An 18,043-nucleotide genomic window follows, 5' to 3' on the forward strand; every position below is an offset into this window, starting at 1 on the left:
TTAAACTCTTCTTCTTTTGGGAGGTCTACAACCATTGTGAGGAATTGGTGTTACATCAATAATTTCTGTAACTTCAATACCGTTGTTATGTAAAGTTCTAATTGCAGACTCACGTCCAGAACCAGGTCCTTTTACAAAAACTTTCACTTTTCTTAATCCCAAATCTCTTGCCTCTGCACCACAGTCTTCAGCTGCCATTTGTGCAGCATACGGAGTGTTCTTTTTAGATCCTCTAAATCCCATTTTACCAGCAGAAGACCAAGAAATAACTTGTCCTGTATTAGTGGTTAATGAAATAATAATATTGTTAAAAGAAGCATGAATATGTGCTTGACCTACGGCCTCTACTTTTACACTCTTTTTTTTAGCTTTAGTTGACTTTGCCATTATAATTAAATTAATTATTTAACTGCTTTCTTTTTACCAGCAACAGTTTTCTTTCTACCTTTTCTCGTACGAGAGTTATTCTTTGTTCTTTGACCTCTTAAAGGAAGCCCTGATCTGTGACGAACACCTCTGTAACATCCAATATCCATTAAACGTTTGATGTTTAATTGAATTTCAGAACGTAAAGATCCTTCTACTTTAATTTGTTCTATCGTTGTTCTGATTTTCGCTAACTGATCATCATCCCAATCTTGAACTTTGATGTTTTCATCAATTCCGTTCTCAGCTAATATTTGTTTAGCTGTGCTTGAACCTATACCGAAAATATAAGTTAAACCTATTACCCCTCTTTTATTCTTAGGTAAATCTATTCCTGCAATTCTAGCCATAATACTATAATTATCCTTGTCTTTGTTTAAATTTAGGGTTCTTTTTGTTTATCACATAAACTCTTCCCTTACGCTTCACAATCTTACAATCTTCAGATCGTTTTTTTACAGATGCTCTTACTTTCATTTGTTCTGTCTTTTTCTAATTATCACATGGAACGATTAGATAAAATATCCTTTCGTTTCAAGTATTCTTATTATTTATACCTGTAGGTAATGCGTCCCTTCGTTAAATCGTAAGGAGACATTTCTAACTTTACTTTATCACCTGGTAAAATTTTAATGTAGTGCATTCTCATTTTACCAGAAATATGAGCAATGATGACATGTCCGTTTTGCAACTCTACTTTGAACATAGCATTACCCAATGCTTCTAATATTACTCCGTCTTGTTCTATTGATGCCTGTTTTGCCATACTTACTATTATATTGACATTTCATTCATACCACGTCTACCTCTAATTTTTCCACCTTCCATCAAACCATCATAATGTTGATTCATTAGGTAAGTTTCAATTTGTTGCAATGTATCCAACACCACACCAACCATAATCAATATAGATGTACCTCCCATAAATAATGCGAAGTTATCACCAATTCCTGCCAAGTGAGCAAAAGCTGGGATTATAGCAATCAGAGCTAAAAATATAGATCCTGGTAAAGTTATTCTAGAAACAATATCATCAATTCTATTAGCAGTATCTGTTCCTGGTTTTACACCTGGAATAAAACCACCGTTTCTTTTTAAATCATCCGCAATTTGCTTAGGATTTACAGTAATAGCTGTATAAAAATAAGTAAATACCATAATTAAGATAGCAAATACTAGATTATAAGGCCATGACCATAAATCTCTTAATCCATTAAGAAAAGAACTGTTAGTTTGATAGGACATCATCATTGGTACAGACATAATAGCCTGTGCAAAAATAATTGGCATAACACCAGAAGCATTTACTTTAAGCGGAATATAACTTCTTGCAGATTGTTCTGTAGCACCACCACCTGCAACTCTTTTTGCATAGTTTACTGGTAATCGGCGTACACCTTGAACGATCAGTACTGTTACCATAATAATGGCAAAGAAACCAATCAATTTCAACAATTGAATAAATACAGCTGAATCACTAGTTACAAATTCTTCTGCGATAGCAGAAGGGAAACGAGCTAAGATACCTACAGTAATCAAGATAGAAATACCATTTCCAACTCCTTTATCTGTAATTCTCTCCCCTAACCACATTGCAAACATTGTTCCTGCAATTAATACAAGCATTGCCATAGTCCACCACATAAATGAATTATCAATAATGGCATTTCCAACGTACATACCTAAATATGCAGGTCCTTGAAAAGCACAAATAATGATTGTTAACACCCTGGTATAACCATTAATTTTTCTTCTACCACTTTCTCCGTCTTTTTGCATTTTTTGTACCACTGGAACAGCCATTCCTAATAACTGCATAATAATAGAGGCAGAAATATAAGGCATAATTCCAAGCGCCATAATAGATGCTTTAGAGAAGGCTCCTCCTGCAAACAAATCTAATAAACCGGTAATTCCACCAGCATTAGAACCTGTATTTTGGGCAGCCATGATATTTTGATCGATACCTGGAAGGACGATAAAAGAACCAATTCTATAAACTAGAATTAATCCTAATGTTAAAAGAATACGATTTCTCAATTCTTCTGTCTTCCAAATATTTTTCAATGTTTCTATAAACTTCTTCATCAAAGGTTTATTTTAAATCGTTTCAATTGAACCGCCAGCACCTTCAATAGCTGCTACTGCGGAAGCTGAAAATTTATTTGCTTTAATTGTCAATTTAGCAGTTAAAGCGCCTCTTCCTAAGATCTTCACTTTATCATGCTTTGAAACTAAACCATTTTCTAACAATACCTCAATTGTAATTTCACTCAATTTCTTTCTATCCACTAGATCTTGAATAGAATCAAGGTTTACCCCTTTATATTCTACTCTATTGATATTTGTGAAACCAAACTTAGGTACACGTCTTTGAAGTGGCATTTGCCCACCTTCAAATCCAATTTTTCTACTGTAACCAGATCTTGATTTTTGACCTTTATGACCTCTTGTAGAAGTTCCACCTCTACCAGAACCTTGGCCTCTACCAATCCTCTTTACTGTCTTAACTGAACCAGAAGCTGGTGTTAAATTTGTTAAATTCATCACTGTTAATTTTCTAAATTATTATTTTACGATTTCCACCAAGTGAGCTAGTTTTTTAACCATGCCCAAAATCTGAGGTGTATCTTCTTTTTCAACAACTTGGTTTAACTTTTTAAACCCTAAAGCAACTAAAGTAGCCTTTTGATCTTTCGGTCTGTTGATACCACTTTTTACTTGTTTAATTTTAATTGTAGCCATTTCTTACTATCTTATCCGTTAAACACTTTATTTAAATTAACACCTCTGTCTTTTGCTACAGAAACTGCATCTCTCAAGTTTTCTAAGGCATCAAAAGTAGCTTTCACTACATTGTGCGGATTAGAAGAACCTTGTGATTTTGCTAAAATATCTGTAATTCCGGCGCTTTCTAAAACTGCACGCATAGAACCTCCAGCAATTACACCTGTACCATGGGAAGCAGGTTTTAACATAACACGAGCACCTGAAAATTTCCCTAATTGGAAATGAGGTACTGTACCATTAATAATTGGCACTCTAACTAAGTTTTTCTTTGCATCATCTACTCCTTTAGAAATAGCTTCCACAACTTCTTTCGCTTTTCCTAAACCATGACCAACGATTCCGTTTTCATCTCCCACTACAACAATTGCAGAGAAGCTAAATGTACGTCCACCTTTGGTTACTTTAGTTACACGATTTAAAGCAACTAACTTATCTTTCAATTCTACTTCTGTAGATCTTAATTTGTTCCTTTTCATTTCTTCTTAAAATTTTAATCCACCTTCTCTAGCTCCTTCTGCTAGTGCTTTAACTCTTCCGTGATATTGGTAGCTATTTCTATCAAAAACCACAGTTGTTACACCCGCTTTTATTGCTTTTTCAGCTACAGCTTTTCCTACTATCGTAGCTTGCTCAGACTTACTTTTTCCTTCAACCTCTTTGGATTTATATGAAGATGCAGAAACTAATGTAATTCCTTTTTCGTCATCAATAACTTGTGCGTAAATTTGTTTATTTGATCTAAACACGCTCAATCTAGGACGCTCAGAGCTTCCGAACACATTTTTACGGACTCTTCTTTTAATCTTATTTCGTTTATCAATTTTACTCAATGACATAACTTAACTTTTTTTATTTTGCTGCAGATTTACCTGCTTTTCTTCTAATATACTCATCATTGTAACGGATACCTTTTCCTTTGTATGGTTCAGGTTTTCTGTACGATCTGATCTTTGCTGCTACTTGACCAACTAATTGTTTGTCATGAGACTCTAAAGTTACCACTGGTGGCTTACCTTTATCTGTCACTGCAGTTAATTTAACTTCCTTAGCAATTTCTAAGTGAATTGGGTGAGAATAACCTACAACCATTTCTAATATTTGGCCATTTGCTACCGCTCTGTAACCAACACCATGAAATTCTAATACCTTTTTAAATCCATCACTTACACCTTCAATCATATTTGCTATAAGCGCACGGTATAAACCGTGTTGTGCTCTCACATCTTTATGATCAGAAGTACGCTCTAAAGAGATTACACCATCTTCAATTTTGATTTTTACATTCTCTAAATTGAACTCTTGTGTTAATTCTCCTTTAGGGCCCTTTACAGTGATTAGGTTTCCTTCTACTTTGAAGTCCACACCATCTTTTAATGTAATTGGATTATTTCCTATTCTAGACATACTCTTATATTCTTATTTAATATACGTAGCAAATCACTTCGCCACCTACTTTTAAATTTCTAGCTTCTTTATCTGTAATAACTCCTCTTGAAGTTGAAATTACGGCAATTCCTAAACCATTTAAAACTCTTGGAAGTTCAGTTGCACCAACATATTTTCTTAAACCTGGTGTACTAATTCTCTCAATTCTTCTAATTGAAGGTTCTTTATCGTTTGTATATTTTAAGGCAATTTTAATGGTTCCTTGAGGACCATTGTTGTCAAATTTATGACTTAAGATATATCCTTTTTCTTCCAAGATTCTAGTAATGTCTTTTTTCATTTTAGAACTTGGAATTTCAACTACTTTATGACCTGCACTTTGTGCATTTCTAATTCTAGTTAAATAATCAGCTATTGGATCTGTATACATTTCTGCTCGCTTTTATTATTAATTACCAACTTGCTTTAGTTACACCTGGTATTTTACCAGCTAAAGCCATTTCTCTGAATGTTACCCTAGAAAGTCCAAATTGTCTCATATAGCCTCTTGGTCTTCCTGTTAACATACATCTATTGTGAACTCTAATCTTCATAGAGTTTTTAGGTAATTTTTGCAAAGCCATCATTGCATCCCAATCACCTTCATTTGCTGCTTTTCTCAAAGCATCTCTTTTATCGGCATGTAACTCAGAAAGTCTAATTCTCTTACGTTCTCTTGCCTTCATTGATTCCTTCGCCATATCTTATTTTTTTGTGAATGGAAAACCGAATTCATCAAAGAGTGCTTTCGCCTCTTCATCAGAATTTGTACTGGTTACAAATGTGATGTCCATCCCGAATATTTTGTTTACTTTATCTATATCGATTTCCGGAAAAATGATGTGTTCTTTAATTCCCATATTGAAATTACCTCTTCCATCAAATCCTTTATCGTTTACTCCTTTGAAATCTCTTGTTCTAGGAAGAGAAACAGAAATAAAACGATCTAAAAAATCGTACATTTTATCACCTCTCATTGTCACTTTAACTCCAACAGGCATTCCTTTTCTCAATTTGAAATTAGAAATATCTTTTTTAGAATTAGTAACTACGGCTTTTTGACCAGCAATTAACGACATATCGTTAACAGCAGAATCAACTAACTTCTTATCTGATGTTGCAGCGCCAATACCTTGACTCAACACTATCTTTTCCAGTTTAGGAATTCTCATTTTTGATTTAAAACCAAATTTAGTTTTTAACAAATCTGCGATTTCTGTACTGTACTTTTCTTTTAATCTTGGCGTATAACTCATGACTTAACTACCTCCCCTGATTTTTTAGAGTATCTTACTAATTTCCCGTTATCGTCAGCTTTTCTACCTGTTTTAGTGGCAACACCATTCACTACTAACATAATGTTAGATGAATGAATTCCCGCAGGAGATTCAACTATTCCTCCTTGAGGATTAGATGCACTTGGCTTCACATGTTTTTTAACCATGTTTACACCATCAACAATAACACGATTTTTCTTTCTATCAATAGAAAGAATAGTTCCTTCGCTACCTTTTGAAGTTCCTGCAATTACTTTAACAGTATCTCCAATTTTTACGTGTAATTTTTTCTGCATTTTACTTAATTTTAAAGTACTTCAGGTGCTAATGAAACGATTTTCATAAACTGCTTGTCTCTTAACTCTCTGGCAACAGGACCGAAAATACGTGTCCCTCTCATTTCACCAGTAGCGTTAAGCAACACAACTGCATTATCATCAAATCGAATATAAGAACCATCTTGTCTTCTTACTTCTTTTTTAACTCTTACTATTACTGCTTTGGCAACTTGACCCTTTTTGATGTTGCCAGCTGGTATAGCGCTCTTTACTGTTACAACAATTTTATCTCCTACAGAAGCATATCTTCTTTTAGTACCGCCTAATACACGGATACACAAAACCTCTTTTGCTCCTGAGTTGTCTGCTACAGCTAATCTACTTTCCTGTTGAATCATTGTATCTTATTATTTTGCTCTCTCAACAATTTCTATTAGTCTCCAACACTTATTTTTACTAAGTGGACGAGTCTCCATTATACGAACAGTGTCTCCTATGTTACACTCATTTTTTTCGTCGTGGGCGACAAATTTAGTAGTTTTTTTGACAAACTTACCATATTTCTCGTGTTTTACTTTTCTCTCGACAGAAATCACTATTGATTTTTCCATCTTGTTACTAGTAACTACGCCGATTCGCTCTTTTCTTAAATTTCTATTTTCCATTTCTAGAAAGTTTATTTTTTAATGAAAAATTAAGCTTCAAGCTCTCTTTTTCGTAATTGTGTTTTTAATCGAGCAAGTTCCTTACGTCCCGATCTTATTTGCAACGGATTTTCTAGTTGCGTAACTTTGTGAGAAAGAATTAATTTTTCTTGCTTCACTTCAAGTTCTTCGATTCTTTCTATCAAATCGTTTACTGATAAATCTTTTAGTTCTACAGATGCCATAATCTTATTTTTTACTCAACATAATCTTTACGCACTACGAACTTACATCTTAACGGTAATTTTTGTGCCGCCAATCTCATTGCTTCTTGTGCTGTTTCTTTATTCACTCCTTCACATTCAAAAAGGATTCTTCCTGGACGGATAACAGCAACCCAATGACTTGGTGCCCCTTTACCCTTACCCATTCTTACCTCTGCAGGTTTTGCAGTGATCGGTTTGTCTGGGAATATTCTAATCCAAACTTTACCTTGTCTTTTCATGTGTCTAGTCACCGCGATACGTGATGCTTCGATATTTCTAGATGTTAACCATCCAGCGTCTAACGATTTTAATCCAAAATCTCCGAAAGCTACTTGGCTTCCTCTTTGCGCAAGTCCAGTATTTCTACCTTTTTGTGCTTTTCTGAATTTAGTTCTCTTAGGTTGTAACATAATACTACGCCTTTATTAAATTCTTATTTTTTCTTTCTTCTAGCAAATTTCCCTTGATTTCCACCGCCTGAAGATTTTTGTTGTAAACCTACGTTTGGAGATAAATCTCTTTTGCCATATACTTCACCTTTACAAATCCATACTTTAATACCGATTCTTCCGTATGTAGTATGTGCTTCAGCTAATGCATAATCAATATCAGCTCTAAATGTATGCAAAGGTGTTCTACCTTCTTTGTACATTTCAGAACGTGCCATTTCAGCGCCGTTCAATCTACCACTAATTTTAATTTTAATACCTTCTGCTCCCATTCTCATGGTTGAAGCTATGGACATTTTAATTGCTCTTCTAAAAGAAATACGTCCTTCAATTTGTCTTGCAACCCCTTCCGCAACTAATTGCGCATCCAGTTCAGGTCTTTTGATTTCAAAGATATTGATTTGAACTTCTTTCCCAGTTAATTTCTTTAACTCTTCTTTCAGTTTATCTACTTCTTTTCCACCTTTACCGATAATCACACCTGGACGTGCAGTATTAATGGTAACAGTTACTAATTTGATTGTTCTCTCGATAATAATCTTTGAGATACTAGCTTTAGTTAAACGAGCAAGTAAATATTTTCTGATTTTATCGTCTTCCACGATTTTTTCAGCGTAATGATTTCCTCCGTACCAATTAGACTCCCATCCTTGGATGATCCCTAATCTATTTCCTATTGGATTTGTTTTTTGTCCCATTCGTTTAATTAATTTAAGCTATCTACAATGATAGTTACGTGATTTGATCTCTTTCTAATTCTATGCGCACGTCCTTGAGGAGCTGGTTGAATTCTTTTCAACATTCCGGCGTGATCAACTTTTACCATTGATACGACTAATGTTTCATCTTCCAAGTTTTTTTCCTCGTTTTTTACTTCCCAGTTTGCAATTGCAGAACGTAGCAATGTAGCTAAACGTTTTGATGCTTCTTTAGGATTGTGTTGCAATATATTTAAAGCTTTATTTACTTCAACGCCTCTTACAAGATCAGCAACTAATCTCATTTTTCTAGCAGAAATTGGACAATCGTTTAATTTAGCAATTGCAATTTTTGACTTTTCAGCTTTTAGTTTTTCAGCTTTTTCTCTTTTTCTAGCCCCCATGGTTAATTTCTTTTAGACTATTTTACTTCTTTTTCTTCTTGTCAGCATGACCTCTGAAAGTTCTCGTTGGAGAAAATTCACCTAATTTATGACCTACCATATTTTCAGTTACAAAAACAGGAATAAATTTATTTCCATTATGTACTGCTACAGTTAGTCCAATAAAATCGGGAGTAATAGTTGATGCTCTCGACCAGGTTTTAATCACTGTCTTTCTTTGTGTCCCAGCTTGTTCTTCAACACGCTGTTGTAATTTATAGTGGACAAAAGGTGGTTTTTTTAACGATCTACTCATAACCTATTATTTCTTTCTCTTTTCAACAATATACTTATTAGAATACTTCTTTTTTGATCTAGTTTTGTATCCTTTAGCAGGAATACCATTTCTTGATCTTGGGTGTCCTCCTGAAGATTTACCTTCACCACCACCCATTGGGTGATCGACTGGATTCATTACTACACCTCTTACTCTAGGTCTTCTACCTTGCCATCTACTTCTACCTGCTTTACCAGATCGAGTTAACATGTGTTCAGCATTCGATACTGAACCGATAGTAGCCAAACAAGTCCCTAAAATCATTCTAGTCTCACCTGAAGGCATTTTAATAGTTACATACTTACCTTCTTTTGCATTCAACTGTGCATATGCACCAGCACTTCTTGCAATAGATGCACCAGCACTTGGGTTGAATTCAATATTATGAATGATTGTTCCTAAAGGAATTTCAGACAAAGGTAAAGCATTTCCAATTTCTGGAGCAGAACCACTTCCTGATACAATAACATCTTCTACTTTTAATCCTTCTGGTGCGATAATATATCGTTTTTCACCATCTTTATAAAATAATAAAGCAATTAATGCAGATCTGTTTGGATCGTATTCAATGGTTTTAACCGTTGCTGGAATACCAGCTTTTTCACGATTAAAATCTATGATTCTATATTTCTTTTTGTGACCACCACCTAAATAGCGCATAGTCATTTTACCTGTATTATTTCTACCACCACTTCTTGTTTTGGTAGCTAACAATGACTTTTCTGGACTTGACTCAGTAACAGTCGAATATTCATTCGCTATTTTATGTCTTTGACCAGGAGTCATTGGTTTTAATTTTCTAACACCCATCTCTTACTTCTTAAATGTTATCGTATAAATCGATTGTTTCACCTTCAGCAACTTGTACAATTGCTTTTTTCCAAATTGAATTACGTTGTTCAGCAATTCCACGAGCAGTATATTTTCTTTTCGCTTTACCACCACCGTATCTCATTGTTCTTACATTCTCAATTGAAACTCCATACAACTCTTCAATGGCAGCTTTAATTTGTAGTTTGTTTGCTCTGTGATCAACCTCAAAAGCAAATCTATTGTTGTTTTCGCTATCATTAGTAGCTTTTTCAGTTAACAACGGTCTTTTTATTATTGCGCTCATCTCTCTTAGTTTAAAATGTTATTTATTGTTTCAAATGAACCTTCAGAGATAACTACTTTATTCGCATTTAAAATATCGTAGGTATTTAAATTTTCAGCAGACACAACTTTTGCACCGATAATGTTTTTAGCAGAAAGATGAACATTTGAATTGTCACCATTTGTTACAAACAAAACTTTTTCAAACGTTAAATTTAAATTCGCAAGAATGGTATTAAAATCTTTAGTTTTAGGAGCATCAAAAGTGATCTCTTCTACTACTAAAATTGCATTTTCCTTTGCTTTATAAGCCAATGCAGATTTTCTAGCCAATTGCTTTACTTTTTTGTTTAATTTGAAATCGTAATTTCTAGGTCTTGGTCCGAAAATTCGACCACCACCTCTAAAAACACCAGATTTGATACTACCAGCTCTGGCTGTACCTGTTCCTTTTTGTTTTTTAATTTTTCTTGTACTTCCTGAAATTTCAGCTCTTTCTTTAGATTTAGATGTACCTTGTCTTTTTCTAGCTAAGATTTGTTTTACATCTAAATAAATCGCATGATCGTTTGGCTCAATTCCAAAAATTGTTTCCGCAAGGTTCACTGCTTTTGCAGTTTCTTTTCCTTTAGTGTTTACAACTTTTAATTCCATCTTACTTCTCAATTATTACGAAAGAACCTTTAGCACCAGGAATAGATCCTTTTACTACAAGTATATTCTTATCAGTTAATACCTTAAGAACTTCTAAGTTTTCCTGCATAACTCTTACGTTACCCATTTGACCTGCCATTCTCATTCCTTTAAATACTCTTGCTGGGTATGAAGCCGCACCGATAGAACCTGGAGCTCTTAATCTGTTGTGCTGTCCGTGAGTAGCTTGTCCAACACCACCAAAGCCGTGTCTTTTTACTACCCCTTGGAAACCTTTACCTTTAGATGTTCCGATAACATGGACATAAGATCCAGCTTCAAAAATATCTACTTTGATTTCATCCCCTAATTTGGCATCTTCAAATCCATCAAACTCAACCAATTTTCTTTTGGGAGTTGTTTTAGCTTTCTTAAAGTGTCCTGACATAGCATTTGGAGTAGATTTCTCTTTTTTATCTCCAAACCCTAATTGAACAGCTTTATAGCCATCTTTTTCTTCGGTTTTTACTTGTGTAACAACACAAGGCCCAACTTCTATCAACGTGCATGGCGTTGCCTTGCCCTCGACACTGTAGATGCTAGTCATACCGATTTTCTTTCCTATTAATCCTGGCATTCTTTATCTATTTTATTAAACTTTAATTTCTACGTTTACCCCACTTGGTAACTCTAACTTCATTAACGCATCAACAGTTTTTGATGATGAGCTGTAAATGTCTAATAATCTTTTGTAAGAACACAATTTAAATTGCTCTCTCGCTTTCTTATTAACGTGTGGTGATTTCAAAACAGTGTAAATTCTTTTGTTTGTTGGCAAAGGAATTGGACCATTTACAATAGCACCTGTTGCTTTTACAGCTTTTACGATTTTTTCAGCCGACTTGTCAACTAAGTTGAAGTCGTATGATTTTAATTTTATTCTAATCTTTTGGCTCATGTCTAAACTAATAAATATGCGTTATCCTTTTACTTTTTTAATTACTTCGTCTGCAATGTTCTTTGGTGTAACATCAAAGTTAGAAAATTCCATTGTAGAAGAAGCTCTACCTGATGAAATTGTTCTTAATGTAGTTACGTAACCAAACATTTGTGATAATGGCACTTTAGCGTTAATAATTTTCGCTCCGTTTCTATCACCCATTCCTTCCATTTGACCTCTTCTTCTATTCAAATCGGCTACTACATCACCCATGTTCTCTTCTGGTGTTACCACCTCTAATTTCATGATTGGTTCTAATAGTGCTGGACTTGCATTAGGAATAGCATGTCTGAAAGCTAATTTAGCTGCTAATTCAAAAGATAATTGGTCAGAATCTACTGCGTGGAAAGATCCATCTAACAACTCTACTTTTAAAGTGTCCATTGGGTAACCAGCTAATACACCATTTTTCATGGCCTCTTTAAATCCTTTTTCAACAGAAGGGACAAATTCTCTAGGAACGTTACCACCTTTAATGCTATTAATGAATTCTAAACCTTCTTTTTCAGGATCTGTTTGTGGAGAAATTTCAACTACGATATCGGCAAATTTACCTCTACCACCAGATTGTTTTTTATAAACTTCTCTATGCTTAATAGTACCTTGAATTTTCTCTTTATAAGAAACTTGAGGTTCTCCTTCATTCACTTCCACTTTAAACTCACGTCTTAAACGATCAATTAAAATTTCTAAGTGTAACTCACCCATTCCAGAAATAATAGTTTGTCCTGAATCTTCATCAGTTCTAACTTGGAATGTTGGATCTTCTTCAGACAATTTACCTAGACCTACACCTAATTTATCCACATCAGCTTGCGTTTTTGGTTCAATCGCAATACCGATAACTGGATCAGGGAATGTCATAGATTCTAATACAATTGGATGTTTTTCATCACACAAAGTATCGCCTGTTCTAATATCTTTAAATCCTACTCCTGCACCAATATCACCAGCTTCAATCATATCGATTGCATTTTGCTTGTTTGAGTGCATTTGGAATATTCTTGAAATTCTTTCTTTTTTGCCTGTTCTTGGGTTATAAACATAAGAACCTGCTGGGATCTGACCAGAATACATTCTGAAGAAACAAAGTCTTCCTACGAAAGGATCAGTTGCAATTTTAAATGCCAATGCAGCAGTTGGTTCATCCGAACTAGGCATTCTTTTTTCTACTTCATCCGTATCAGGGTTGATTCCTTGAATAGCTTCCGTATCATAAGGAGAAGGTAAAAATGCCATTACAGCATCCAACATAGTTTGAACCCCTTTATTTTTAAAAGCAGAACCACACATTACAGGTTGAATAGACATGTTAATAGTCGATTTTCTAATCGCACCAAACATTTCTTCTTTAGTAATAGAATCTGCATCTTCGAAGAATTTCTCCATCAAAGCTTCATCAGATTCCGCAACAGCTTCGATCAATTTATCTCTCCACTCTTGTGCTTCTTCTTGTAAATCAGCTGGGATTTCAATCTCTTGGTATGTTGCACCGTAGTTATCTTCATCCCAAATAATACCTTTCATGGTAATCAAATCCACAACACCTTTGAAATCATCTTCAGCGCCAATTGGAATTTGTAATGGAATTGGGTTACCACCTAATCTCTCTCTTACCTCAGTTACACACCTCATAAAATCTGCACCTGCACGGTCCATTTTATTTACGAAACATAATCTAGGTACTCTATATTTATCTGCTTGTCTCCAAACCGTTTCAGATTGTGGTTCAACACCAGAAGCTGCACAAATTAATGCAACAGCTCCATCTAAAACTCTTAAAGAACGCTCAACTTCAACCGTGAAATCAACGTGACCTGGAGTATCAATAATATTAATTCTGTAATCTTTTGTATTGTCAACTGGTGCACCCTGAACTGTTGGGTACTTCCAGAAACAAGTAGTAGCAGCAGAAGTAATGGTAATTCCTCTTTCCTGCTCTTGCTCCATCCAATCCATTGTTGCAGCACCATCATGTACTTCACCAATTTTATGACTTACTCCAGTATAAAAAAGGATACGCTCTGTAGTTGTTGTTTTACCAGCATCTACATGGGCCATAATCCCAATATTTCTTGTAAATGTTAAATCTCTTTTCTTAGCCATTATCTTAACTCTTCCTTGTTAAATTCTAAAATGAGAAAATGCTTTATTCGCATCTGCCATTCTATGAACGTCTTCTTTCTTTTTGTATGCTGCACCTTCTTCTTTTGAAGCGGCTAAAATTTCAAAAGCTAATCTTTGTGCCATTGATTTTTCATTTCTTTTTCTTGCATAACCGATCATCCAAGTCATGGCTAAAGATTGCTTTCTAGCATCACGTACAGGTGTAGGAATTTGGTAAGTTGCCCCACCCACTCTTCTACTTCTAACTTCAACACCAGGAGTAACATTATGTAATGCTTTTTTCCAAGTATCTAATGCGGTAGTTTCTTCGTCCACTTTTTCTTGAACTAAATCTAATGCGTCATAAAAAATTTTATATGCTACACTCTTTTTTCCGTGTATCATTAAATTGTTCACAAACTTTGTCACCACAACCTCGTTAAACTTAGGATCGGGTAGAATTGCGTGTTTTTTGGCTTTTCTTCTTCTCATTTTACTTTAGATTTCCTTATTTCTTTTTTGGTCTTTTAGCACCGTACTTAGATCTTCTTTGTAATCTACCCTCAACACCTGATGTATCAAGAGCCCCTCTTACAACGTGATATCTCACACCTGGCAAATCTTTTACTCTACCACCCCTTACTAACACAATTGAGTGTTCTTGTAAGTTGTGACCTTCACCACCAATGTACGCATTCACTTCTTTACCATTTGTCAATCTAACTCTGGCTACTTTTCTCATAGCTGAATTAGGTTTCTTTGGTGTGGTTGTATAAACTCTTACACAAACACCTCTCTTTTGAGGACATGAATCCAACGCAGCCGACTTACTTGTCTTAACTTGAGCGGTTCTTCCTTTTCTTACTAGTTGCTGAATAGTTGGCATATTAACTATCTATTTTATCTTTATTTTTACACAATACAATTACTCCAAATTCGTAAAAATTCGGAGTGCAAAGGTAATGACTTTTTTTTATTATCCAACTATTACTAGATTTTTTTTTGATTTTTTTCACATACGACTGTTGAAAAGCAAAAACTAGAAATGTTCCTAGATATTTTTAGCTTTTATACAAACTAAAATGGAACATATATTGTTGTCCACAAATGTAGTAATCCTATTGTAATAAAACAATATAATTTAGCAAGATTAATAGATACAACAACTTCTAGTAACACAGTTTGTTGAAAAGGTAAATACATCTTCTTCCTCTGCAGAAATATTAAAACAGGCCAAACTAATTCAAAAAATTTTAGTCGTTATCTAAATCTCCATTCCTATCCTAAGGTCTTTGAGTTTTCCTTTTCATTAAAAGAATATAAGTATTACTTTTGTAAGATGAATTATTTGGAGACACTAAACCCTGCACAGTTAGATGCTGTAAAAAATATAGACGGACCAACTATGGTAATAGCAGGTGCAGGATCTGGAAAAACCCGGGTATTGACTTTTAGAATTGCTTATTTAATGGAAAAAGGAATAGATCCTTTTAATATACTTTCCTTAACTTTTACCAACAAAGCGGCAAAAGAAATGAAGGAACGTATATCCTCTATTATTGGTAGCACGGAAGCAAAAAACCTTACCATGGGAACTTTTCACTCCGTGTTTGCAAGAATACTGCGTCACCATGCTGACAAAATTGGTTACCCACAAAACTTCACCATATACGACACCCAAGATTCAAGAAGTTTACTTAAGACCATAGTCAAAGAATTAAAATTAGACGAAAAGGTGTACAAACCAAGTATGGTCCAAGGACGTATTTCTTCTGCTAAAAATAATTTAATATCTGCCGTGGCATACGAAAGTAATTCTGATATTGTAAATGAGGATCGACAAAGTGGTAGACCCAGGGTGTTTGAAATATACAAAGCTTACGAAAAGAGATGTAAGCTAGCTGGCGCAATGGATTTTGATGATTTACTTTATAAAACCAATGTCCTTTTTCGTGACAGTCCAGAAACGCTTCATTTTTACCAACATAGATTTAAATATGTATTAGTAGATGAGTACCAAGATACCAACTACTCTCAATACTTGTTGGTTAAAAAATTAGCTGCCGTTTTTCAAAATGTTTGTGTGGTTGGAGATGATGCGCAGAGTATATATTCCTTTCGTGGTGCAAACATTCAAAATATATTAAATTTTAAAACAGACTATCCCGATCATAATGTCTTCAAATTAGAACAGAATTACAGGAGCTCTCAAACTATTGTAAACGCGGCTAATTCTGTCATTGCAAAAAACAAAGACCAAATACAAAAAAATGTTTGGACCAGTAATGATGTAGGTTCAAAAATTAAAGTTTTAAGAACGTTAACGGATAATGAAGAAGGGAAATTAATCGCCAATCAGATATTTGAAACGAAACAAAACGAGGGAGCTGAAAATTCGGACTTTGCTATTCTTTACCGAACCAATGCGCAGTCTCGTTCATTTGAGGAAGCCTTAAGAAAACTAAATCTCCCTTATAAAATATATGGTGGTCTTTCTTTCTACCAAAGAAAAGAGATTAAAGATATAATTGGATACTATAGACTAACTGCTAACCCGCAAGACGAAGAAGCATTTAAACGAATTGTCAACTATCCCAAAAGAGGTATTGGTAATTCAACCGTTGAAAAATTAGTCGTTGCCGCAAATCATTACGGGGTATCTCTTTGGGAAGTGGCGGCGGAACCACAAAAATATCCAACCGAATTAAATAGTGGTACCCGAAATAAACTAAATCAATTTGTTACGCAAATAAAAAGCTTTGCGGTAGATTTAGAACGAAAAGATGCTTACACCTTGGCGCAACACATTGCAGTTACCTCAGGCATATTAAAAGACCATTACGCGGACAAATCACCGGAAGGAGTTGCTAGGTATGAAAACATTCAAGCATTATTAGCAGGTATTAAGGAATTCACCACTAATGTCAGTGATGGGGAGACTAATTTCTTAAGTGACTTTATGGTAGATGTTGCGTTATTAACAGATGCTGACAGCGAAAAGGATGAAGACAAAAATAAAGTCTCTTTAATGACCATACACGCCTCTAAAGGGCTGGAATTTCCATATGTATTTGTTGTTGGATTAGAAGAGAATTTATTTCCTTCACAAATGGCCTTAAACTCAAGAACGGAACTAGAAGAAGAAAGAAGATTATTCTATGTTGCCATCACCCGGGCAGAAAAAAACTGTACCCTTTCTTTTGCTACAAGTAGGTATCGTTGGGGGAATTTGATCACCAGTGAATCGAGCAGATTTATTGAAGAAATCAATCCTGAGTTCTTAGAAGTATCCACGCCATATCGTTCTGGCGGAAGATCATTAAACCAAACTAATTTAGAAAACAAAACAAGAACACCTACCACCTATGCTCCAAATGGTCCAAAAAGAAGGTTGACTAAACTTCAAGACGCGCCTAAGAAAAGCAAAGATGGCGACACGGCAGATAAACTGGATTTAAAAGTTGGTTACAATGTGATGCATGAGCGATTCGGTAAAGGGAAAATTGTAGCTTTAGAAGGAACACCACCTAGTAAAGCAACCGTATTTTTCCCTAAAGCAGGAAACAAACAATTATTACTAAAATTTGCAAAATTGGAAGTCCTCTAACCTGTCTTCAATTTCTTTACTATTCATTTTTCACTTTAAATTATTAGCGTTGAAAATATGGCGAAACATTATAGAGGAATACGATATTCCTTTTAGTTGATTTTTAATGCAACTAAAATTAAGCCCGGTCTGTTTTTTAGTAACCATTTATCATTACTGTACAGCGTAGTTTTTTTTCCAAATTACTGACATCTTCTATTCTACTTTTAAAACTAGATTTAAAAATAGCTTTAGTTCAAATTAAAATAGCTGCCTTGTAAAAATACATTTTCGCAATTATCCGTTAAAAATAATGCGCAAAGGGTCTTAATAAATTCTGATTAAAGTAAACTTAAAATATATTCCTTATCTTTGCGCGGAATTTTGGTTTCAGTCCTACTTTTCACAAGTAGACAGAATTAAAATGGGAAATAGGTGTAAATCCTATACTGTTCCCGCAGCTGTAAGCTTTAAAATTCTTTTATCAAATGTCACTTTATCGGTTTAAACGATATGGGAAGGCGATAAAAGAAAGTAAGTGAGTCAGAAGACCTGCCAATATTCAAAAAACAAAGCTTTCGGGATAAAAGCATGGTTAATTCTAGGTGGTTTGACTACTTATTTTTCACTTTGATTTTATTCCTTTTTAT

30 protein-coding genes and 1 riboswitch are annotated in these 18,043 nt (G+C 34.6%); of the genes, 1 reads left to right on the forward strand and 29 read right to left on the reverse strand.

The window, feature by feature from the left end:
- The 29 genes from rpsK to rpsL all read right to left on the reverse strand — a co-directional run bounded on the left by rpsK (window position 1) and on the right by rpsL (window position 14,693).
- A complete protein-coding gene (gene rpsK, locus DNU06_RS00605) occupies window positions 1–387 on the reverse strand; it encodes a 30S ribosomal protein S11 (protein WP_111061270.1) in 387 nt (128 codons plus the stop codon).
- A 14-nt stretch (window positions 388–401) separates the two neighbouring features.
- The gene (gene rpsM / locus DNU06_RS00610; protein WP_111061271.1) at window positions 402–776 is read right to left on the reverse strand and encodes a 30S ribosomal protein S13; all 375 of its coding nucleotides are present in this window, start codon (window positions 774–776) and stop codon (window positions 402–404) included.
- 10 nt (window positions 777–786) lie between these two features.
- Entirely contained in the window at window positions 787–903 is a 117-nt protein-coding gene (ykgO, locus tag DNU06_RS00615; protein ID WP_101334172.1) for a type B 50S ribosomal protein L36, read from the reverse strand.
- A 70-nt stretch (window positions 904–973) separates the two neighbouring features.
- Complete coding sequence (infA, locus tag DNU06_RS00620) at window positions 974–1,192, reverse strand: translation initiation factor IF-1 (protein ID WP_111061272.1); 219 nt, start codon at window positions 1,190–1,192, stop codon at window positions 974–976.
- A gap of 8 nt (window positions 1,193–1,200) precedes the next feature.
- Window positions 1,201–2,514, reverse strand: coding sequence for a preprotein translocase subunit SecY (gene secY / locus DNU06_RS00625; RefSeq protein WP_111061273.1), 1,314 nt, complete (start codon window positions 2,512–2,514; stop codon window positions 1,201–1,203).
- Between the two features lie 12 nt (window positions 2,515–2,526).
- Window positions 2,527–2,973, reverse strand: coding sequence for a 50S ribosomal protein L15 (gene rplO / locus DNU06_RS00630; protein WP_111061274.1), 447 nt, complete (start codon window positions 2,971–2,973; stop codon window positions 2,527–2,529).
- A gap of 21 nt (window positions 2,974–2,994) precedes the next feature.
- Window positions 2,995–3,171, reverse strand: coding sequence for a 50S ribosomal protein L30 (rpmD, locus tag DNU06_RS00635; RefSeq protein WP_111061275.1), 177 nt, complete (start codon window positions 3,169–3,171; stop codon window positions 2,995–2,997).
- A gap of 11 nt (window positions 3,172–3,182) precedes the next feature.
- Window positions 3,183–3,692, reverse strand: a complete 510-nt coding sequence (gene rpsE / locus DNU06_RS00640) for a 30S ribosomal protein S5 (RefSeq protein WP_111061276.1) — start codon at window positions 3,690–3,692, stop codon at window positions 3,183–3,185.
- 6 nt (window positions 3,693–3,698) lie between these two features.
- Window positions 3,699–4,052: a 50S ribosomal protein L18 gene (rplR, locus tag DNU06_RS00645; RefSeq protein WP_111061277.1), complete on the reverse strand. Its 354-nt coding sequence runs from the start codon at window positions 4,050–4,052 to the stop codon at window positions 3,699–3,701.
- A gap of 13 nt (window positions 4,053–4,065) precedes the next feature.
- Window positions 4,066–4,620, reverse strand: a complete 555-nt coding sequence (rplF, locus tag DNU06_RS00650; protein ID WP_111061278.1) for a 50S ribosomal protein L6 — start codon at window positions 4,618–4,620, stop codon at window positions 4,066–4,068.
- A 16-nt stretch (window positions 4,621–4,636) separates the two neighbouring features.
- Complete coding sequence (gene rpsH / locus DNU06_RS00655; protein ID WP_111061279.1) at window positions 4,637–5,032, reverse strand: 30S ribosomal protein S8; 396 nt, start codon at window positions 5,030–5,032, stop codon at window positions 4,637–4,639.
- 22 nt (window positions 5,033–5,054) lie between these two features.
- Window positions 5,055–5,342, reverse strand: coding sequence for a 30S ribosomal protein S14 (gene rpsN / locus DNU06_RS00660; RefSeq protein WP_111061280.1), 288 nt, complete (start codon window positions 5,340–5,342; stop codon window positions 5,055–5,057).
- Window positions 5,343–5,345: 3 nt separating this feature from the next.
- Window positions 5,346–5,897, reverse strand: a complete 552-nt coding sequence (gene rplE / locus DNU06_RS00665) for a 50S ribosomal protein L5 (RefSeq protein WP_111061281.1) — start codon at window positions 5,895–5,897, stop codon at window positions 5,346–5,348.
- On the reverse strand, window positions 5,894–6,214 hold the full coding sequence (rplX, locus tag DNU06_RS00670) for a 50S ribosomal protein L24 (protein ID WP_111061282.1): 321 nt from the start codon (window positions 6,212–6,214) through the stop codon (window positions 5,894–5,896). The genes rplE and rplX overlap by 4 nt, the downstream gene beginning before the upstream one ends.
- An 11-nt stretch (window positions 6,215–6,225) precedes the next feature.
- Complete coding sequence (rplN, locus tag DNU06_RS00675) at window positions 6,226–6,594, reverse strand: 50S ribosomal protein L14 (protein ID WP_111061283.1); 369 nt, start codon at window positions 6,592–6,594, stop codon at window positions 6,226–6,228.
- A 9-nt stretch (window positions 6,595–6,603) separates the two neighbouring features.
- Entirely contained in the window at window positions 6,604–6,861 is a 258-nt protein-coding gene (gene rpsQ / locus DNU06_RS00680; protein WP_111061284.1) for a 30S ribosomal protein S17, read from the reverse strand.
- 29 nt (window positions 6,862–6,890) lie between these two features.
- A complete protein-coding gene (gene rpmC, locus DNU06_RS00685) occupies window positions 6,891–7,085 on the reverse strand; it encodes a 50S ribosomal protein L29 (RefSeq protein WP_111061285.1) in 195 nt (64 codons plus the stop codon).
- Between the two features lie 11 nt (window positions 7,086–7,096).
- Complete coding sequence (gene rplP, locus DNU06_RS00690; protein ID WP_111061286.1) at window positions 7,097–7,516, reverse strand: 50S ribosomal protein L16; 420 nt, start codon at window positions 7,514–7,516, stop codon at window positions 7,097–7,099.
- Window positions 7,517–7,539: 23 nt separating this feature from the next.
- Window positions 7,540–8,253, reverse strand: coding sequence for a 30S ribosomal protein S3 (gene rpsC, locus DNU06_RS00695; protein ID WP_111061287.1), 714 nt, complete (start codon window positions 8,251–8,253; stop codon window positions 7,540–7,542).
- Window positions 8,254–8,261: 8 nt separating this feature from the next.
- Complete coding sequence (rplV, locus tag DNU06_RS00700) at window positions 8,262–8,657, reverse strand: 50S ribosomal protein L22 (RefSeq protein WP_111061288.1); 396 nt, start codon at window positions 8,655–8,657, stop codon at window positions 8,262–8,264.
- A gap of 22 nt (window positions 8,658–8,679) precedes the next feature.
- On the reverse strand, window positions 8,680–8,952 hold the full coding sequence (gene rpsS / locus DNU06_RS00705; protein WP_111061289.1) for a 30S ribosomal protein S19: 273 nt from the start codon (window positions 8,950–8,952) through the stop codon (window positions 8,680–8,682).
- 6 nt (window positions 8,953–8,958) lie between these two features.
- Window positions 8,959–9,783 carry a 50S ribosomal protein L2 gene (rplB, locus tag DNU06_RS00710; RefSeq protein WP_111061290.1) on the reverse strand — a complete coding sequence of 275 codons (825 nt, stop codon included), beginning with the start codon at window positions 9,781–9,783 and terminating at the stop codon, window positions 8,959–8,961.
- A 10-nt stretch (window positions 9,784–9,793) separates the two neighbouring features.
- Window positions 9,794–10,090 (reverse strand): 50S ribosomal protein L23, encoded by a 297-nt coding sequence (gene rplW / locus DNU06_RS00715; RefSeq protein WP_111061291.1) that lies wholly within the window; start codon window positions 10,088–10,090, stop codon window positions 9,794–9,796.
- A 5-nt stretch (window positions 10,091–10,095) separates the two neighbouring features.
- Window positions 10,096–10,722 (reverse strand): 50S ribosomal protein L4, encoded by a 627-nt coding sequence (rplD, locus tag DNU06_RS00720; protein ID WP_111061292.1) that lies wholly within the window; start codon window positions 10,720–10,722, stop codon window positions 10,096–10,098.
- Window position 10,723: 1 nt separating this feature from the next.
- Window positions 10,724–11,338 (reverse strand): 50S ribosomal protein L3, encoded by a 615-nt coding sequence (gene rplC, locus DNU06_RS00725; RefSeq protein WP_111061293.1) that lies wholly within the window; start codon window positions 11,336–11,338, stop codon window positions 10,724–10,726.
- Window positions 11,339–11,353: 15 nt separating this feature from the next.
- Window positions 11,354–11,659 (reverse strand): 30S ribosomal protein S10, encoded by a 306-nt coding sequence (rpsJ, locus tag DNU06_RS00730; RefSeq protein ID WP_111061294.1) that lies wholly within the window; start codon window positions 11,657–11,659, stop codon window positions 11,354–11,356.
- A 21-nt stretch (window positions 11,660–11,680) separates the two neighbouring features.
- Entirely contained in the window at window positions 11,681–13,807 is a 2,127-nt protein-coding gene (gene fusA / locus DNU06_RS00735; RefSeq protein ID WP_111061295.1) for an elongation factor G, read from the reverse strand.
- Between the two features lie 18 nt (window positions 13,808–13,825).
- Entirely contained in the window at window positions 13,826–14,299 is a 474-nt protein-coding gene (gene rpsG / locus DNU06_RS00740) for a 30S ribosomal protein S7 (RefSeq protein ID WP_111061296.1), read from the reverse strand.
- 16 nt (window positions 14,300–14,315) lie between these two features.
- A complete protein-coding gene (gene rpsL / locus DNU06_RS00745) occupies window positions 14,316–14,693 on the reverse strand; it encodes a 30S ribosomal protein S12 (RefSeq protein ID WP_111061297.1) in 378 nt (125 codons plus the stop codon).
- A gap of 453 nt (window positions 14,694–15,146) precedes the next feature.
- Here rpsL and DNU06_RS00750 point away from each other — a divergent pair, with 453 nt between their 5' ends.
- Entirely contained in the window at window positions 15,147–17,414 is a 2,268-nt protein-coding gene (locus tag DNU06_RS00750) for an ATP-dependent helicase (RefSeq protein WP_111061298.1), read from the forward strand.
- A 347-nt stretch (window positions 17,415–17,761) separates the two neighbouring features.
- Window positions 17,762–17,967, forward strand: a riboswitch (cobalamin riboswitch).
- Window positions 17,968–18,043 lie beyond the last annotated feature (76 nt).

This window comes from Putridiphycobacter roseus, assembly GCF_003234935.1.
Taxonomy (GTDB): domain Bacteria; phylum Bacteroidota; class Bacteroidia; order Flavobacteriales_D; family Crocinitomicaceae; genus Putridiphycobacter; species Putridiphycobacter roseus.

What these genes read in the sequence shown, in the direction of transcription:
- ykgO (WP_101334172.1), bottom strand. Translation starts at nt 903, where the DNA reads ATGAAAGTAAGAGCATCTGTAAAAAAACGATCTGAAGATTGTAAGATT.
- rplR (WP_111061277.1), bottom strand. Translation starts at nt 4,052, where the DNA reads ATGTCATTGAGTAAAATTGATAAACGAAATAAGATTAAAAGAAGAGTC.
- rplC (WP_111061293.1), bottom strand. Translation starts at nt 11,338, where the DNA reads ATGCCAGGATTAATAGGAAAGAAAATCGGTATGACTAGCATCTACAGT.
- rplO (WP_111061274.1), bottom strand. Translation starts at nt 2,973, where the DNA reads ATGAATTTAACAAATTTAACACCAGCTTCTGGTTCAGTTAAGACAGTA.
- secY (WP_111061273.1), bottom strand. Translation starts at nt 2,514, where the DNA reads ATGAAGAAGTTTATAGAAACATTGAAAAATATTTGGAAGACAGAAGAA.
- DNU06_RS00750 (WP_111061298.1), top strand. Translation starts at nt 15,147, where the DNA reads ATGAATTATTTGGAGACACTAAACCCTGCACAGTTAGATGCTGTAAAA.
- rpsN (WP_111061280.1), bottom strand. Translation starts at nt 5,342, where the DNA reads ATGGCGAAGGAATCAATGAAGGCAAGAGAACGTAAGAGAATTAGACTT.
- rpsJ (WP_111061294.1), bottom strand. Translation starts at nt 11,659, where the DNA reads ATGAGCCAAAAGATTAGAATAAAATTAAAATCATACGACTTCAACTTA.
- rplE (WP_111061281.1), bottom strand. Translation starts at nt 5,897, where the DNA reads ATGAGTTATACGCCAAGATTAAAAGAAAAGTACAGTACAGAAATCGCA.
- rpsM (WP_111061271.1), bottom strand. Translation starts at nt 776, where the DNA reads ATGGCTAGAATTGCAGGAATAGATTTACCTAAGAATAAAAGAGGGGTA.
- rplP (WP_111061286.1), bottom strand. Translation starts at nt 7,516, where the DNA reads ATGTTACAACCTAAGAGAACTAAATTCAGAAAAGCACAAAAAGGTAGA.
- rplB (WP_111061290.1), bottom strand. Translation starts at nt 9,783, where the DNA reads ATGGGTGTTAGAAAATTAAAACCAATGACTCCTGGTCAAAGACATAAA.
- rpsK (WP_111061270.1), bottom strand. Translation starts at nt 387, where the DNA reads ATGGCAAAGTCAACTAAAGCTAAAAAAAAGAGTGTAAAAGTAGAGGCC.
- rplW (WP_111061291.1), bottom strand. Translation starts at nt 10,090, where the DNA reads ATGAGCGCAATAATAAAAAGACCGTTGTTAACTGAAAAAGCTACTAAT.
- fusA (WP_111061295.1), bottom strand. Translation starts at nt 13,807, where the DNA reads ATGGCTAAGAAAAGAGATTTAACATTTACAAGAAATATTGGGATTATG.
- rpsE (WP_111061276.1), bottom strand. Translation starts at nt 3,692, where the DNA reads ATGAAAAGGAACAAATTAAGATCTACAGAAGTAGAATTGAAAGATAAG.
- rpsQ (WP_111061284.1), bottom strand. Translation starts at nt 6,861, where the DNA reads ATGGAAAATAGAAATTTAAGAAAAGAGCGAATCGGCGTAGTTACTAGT.
- rplV (WP_111061288.1), bottom strand. Translation starts at nt 8,657, where the DNA reads ATGGGGGCTAGAAAAAGAGAAAAAGCTGAAAAACTAAAAGCTGAAAAG.
- rpsS (WP_111061289.1), bottom strand. Translation starts at nt 8,952, where the DNA reads ATGAGTAGATCGTTAAAAAAACCACCTTTTGTCCACTATAAATTACAA.
- infA (WP_111061272.1), bottom strand. Translation starts at nt 1,192, where the DNA reads ATGGCAAAACAGGCATCAATAGAACAAGACGGAGTAATATTAGAAGCA.
- rplD (WP_111061292.1), bottom strand. Translation starts at nt 10,722, where the DNA reads ATGGAATTAAAAGTTGTAAACACTAAAGGAAAAGAAACTGCAAAAGCA.
- rpsC (WP_111061287.1), bottom strand. Translation starts at nt 8,253, where the DNA reads ATGGGACAAAAAACAAATCCAATAGGAAATAGATTAGGGATCATCCAA.
- rpsL (WP_111061297.1), bottom strand. Translation starts at nt 14,693, where the DNA reads ATGCCAACTATTCAGCAACTAGTAAGAAAAGGAAGAACCGCTCAAGTT.
- rplX (WP_111061282.1), bottom strand. Translation starts at nt 6,214, where the DNA reads ATGCAGAAAAAATTACACGTAAAAATTGGAGATACTGTTAAAGTAATT.
- rpsH (WP_111061279.1), bottom strand. Translation starts at nt 5,032, where the DNA reads ATGTATACAGATCCAATAGCTGATTATTTAACTAGAATTAGAAATGCA.
- rplN (WP_111061283.1), bottom strand. Translation starts at nt 6,594, where the DNA reads ATGATTCAACAGGAAAGTAGATTAGCTGTAGCAGACAACTCAGGAGCA.
- rpmC (WP_111061285.1), bottom strand. Translation starts at nt 7,085, where the DNA reads ATGGCATCTGTAGAACTAAAAGATTTATCAGTAAACGATTTGATAGAA.
- rpsG (WP_111061296.1), bottom strand. Translation starts at nt 14,299, where the DNA reads ATGAGAAGAAGAAAAGCCAAAAAACACGCAATTCTACCCGATCCTAAG.
- rplF (WP_111061278.1), bottom strand. Translation starts at nt 4,620, where the DNA reads ATGTCTAGAATAGGAAATAATCCAATTACATTAAAAGATGGTGTGGAC.
- rpmD (WP_111061275.1), bottom strand. Translation starts at nt 3,171, where the DNA reads ATGGCTACAATTAAAATTAAACAAGTAAAAAGTGGTATCAACAGACCG.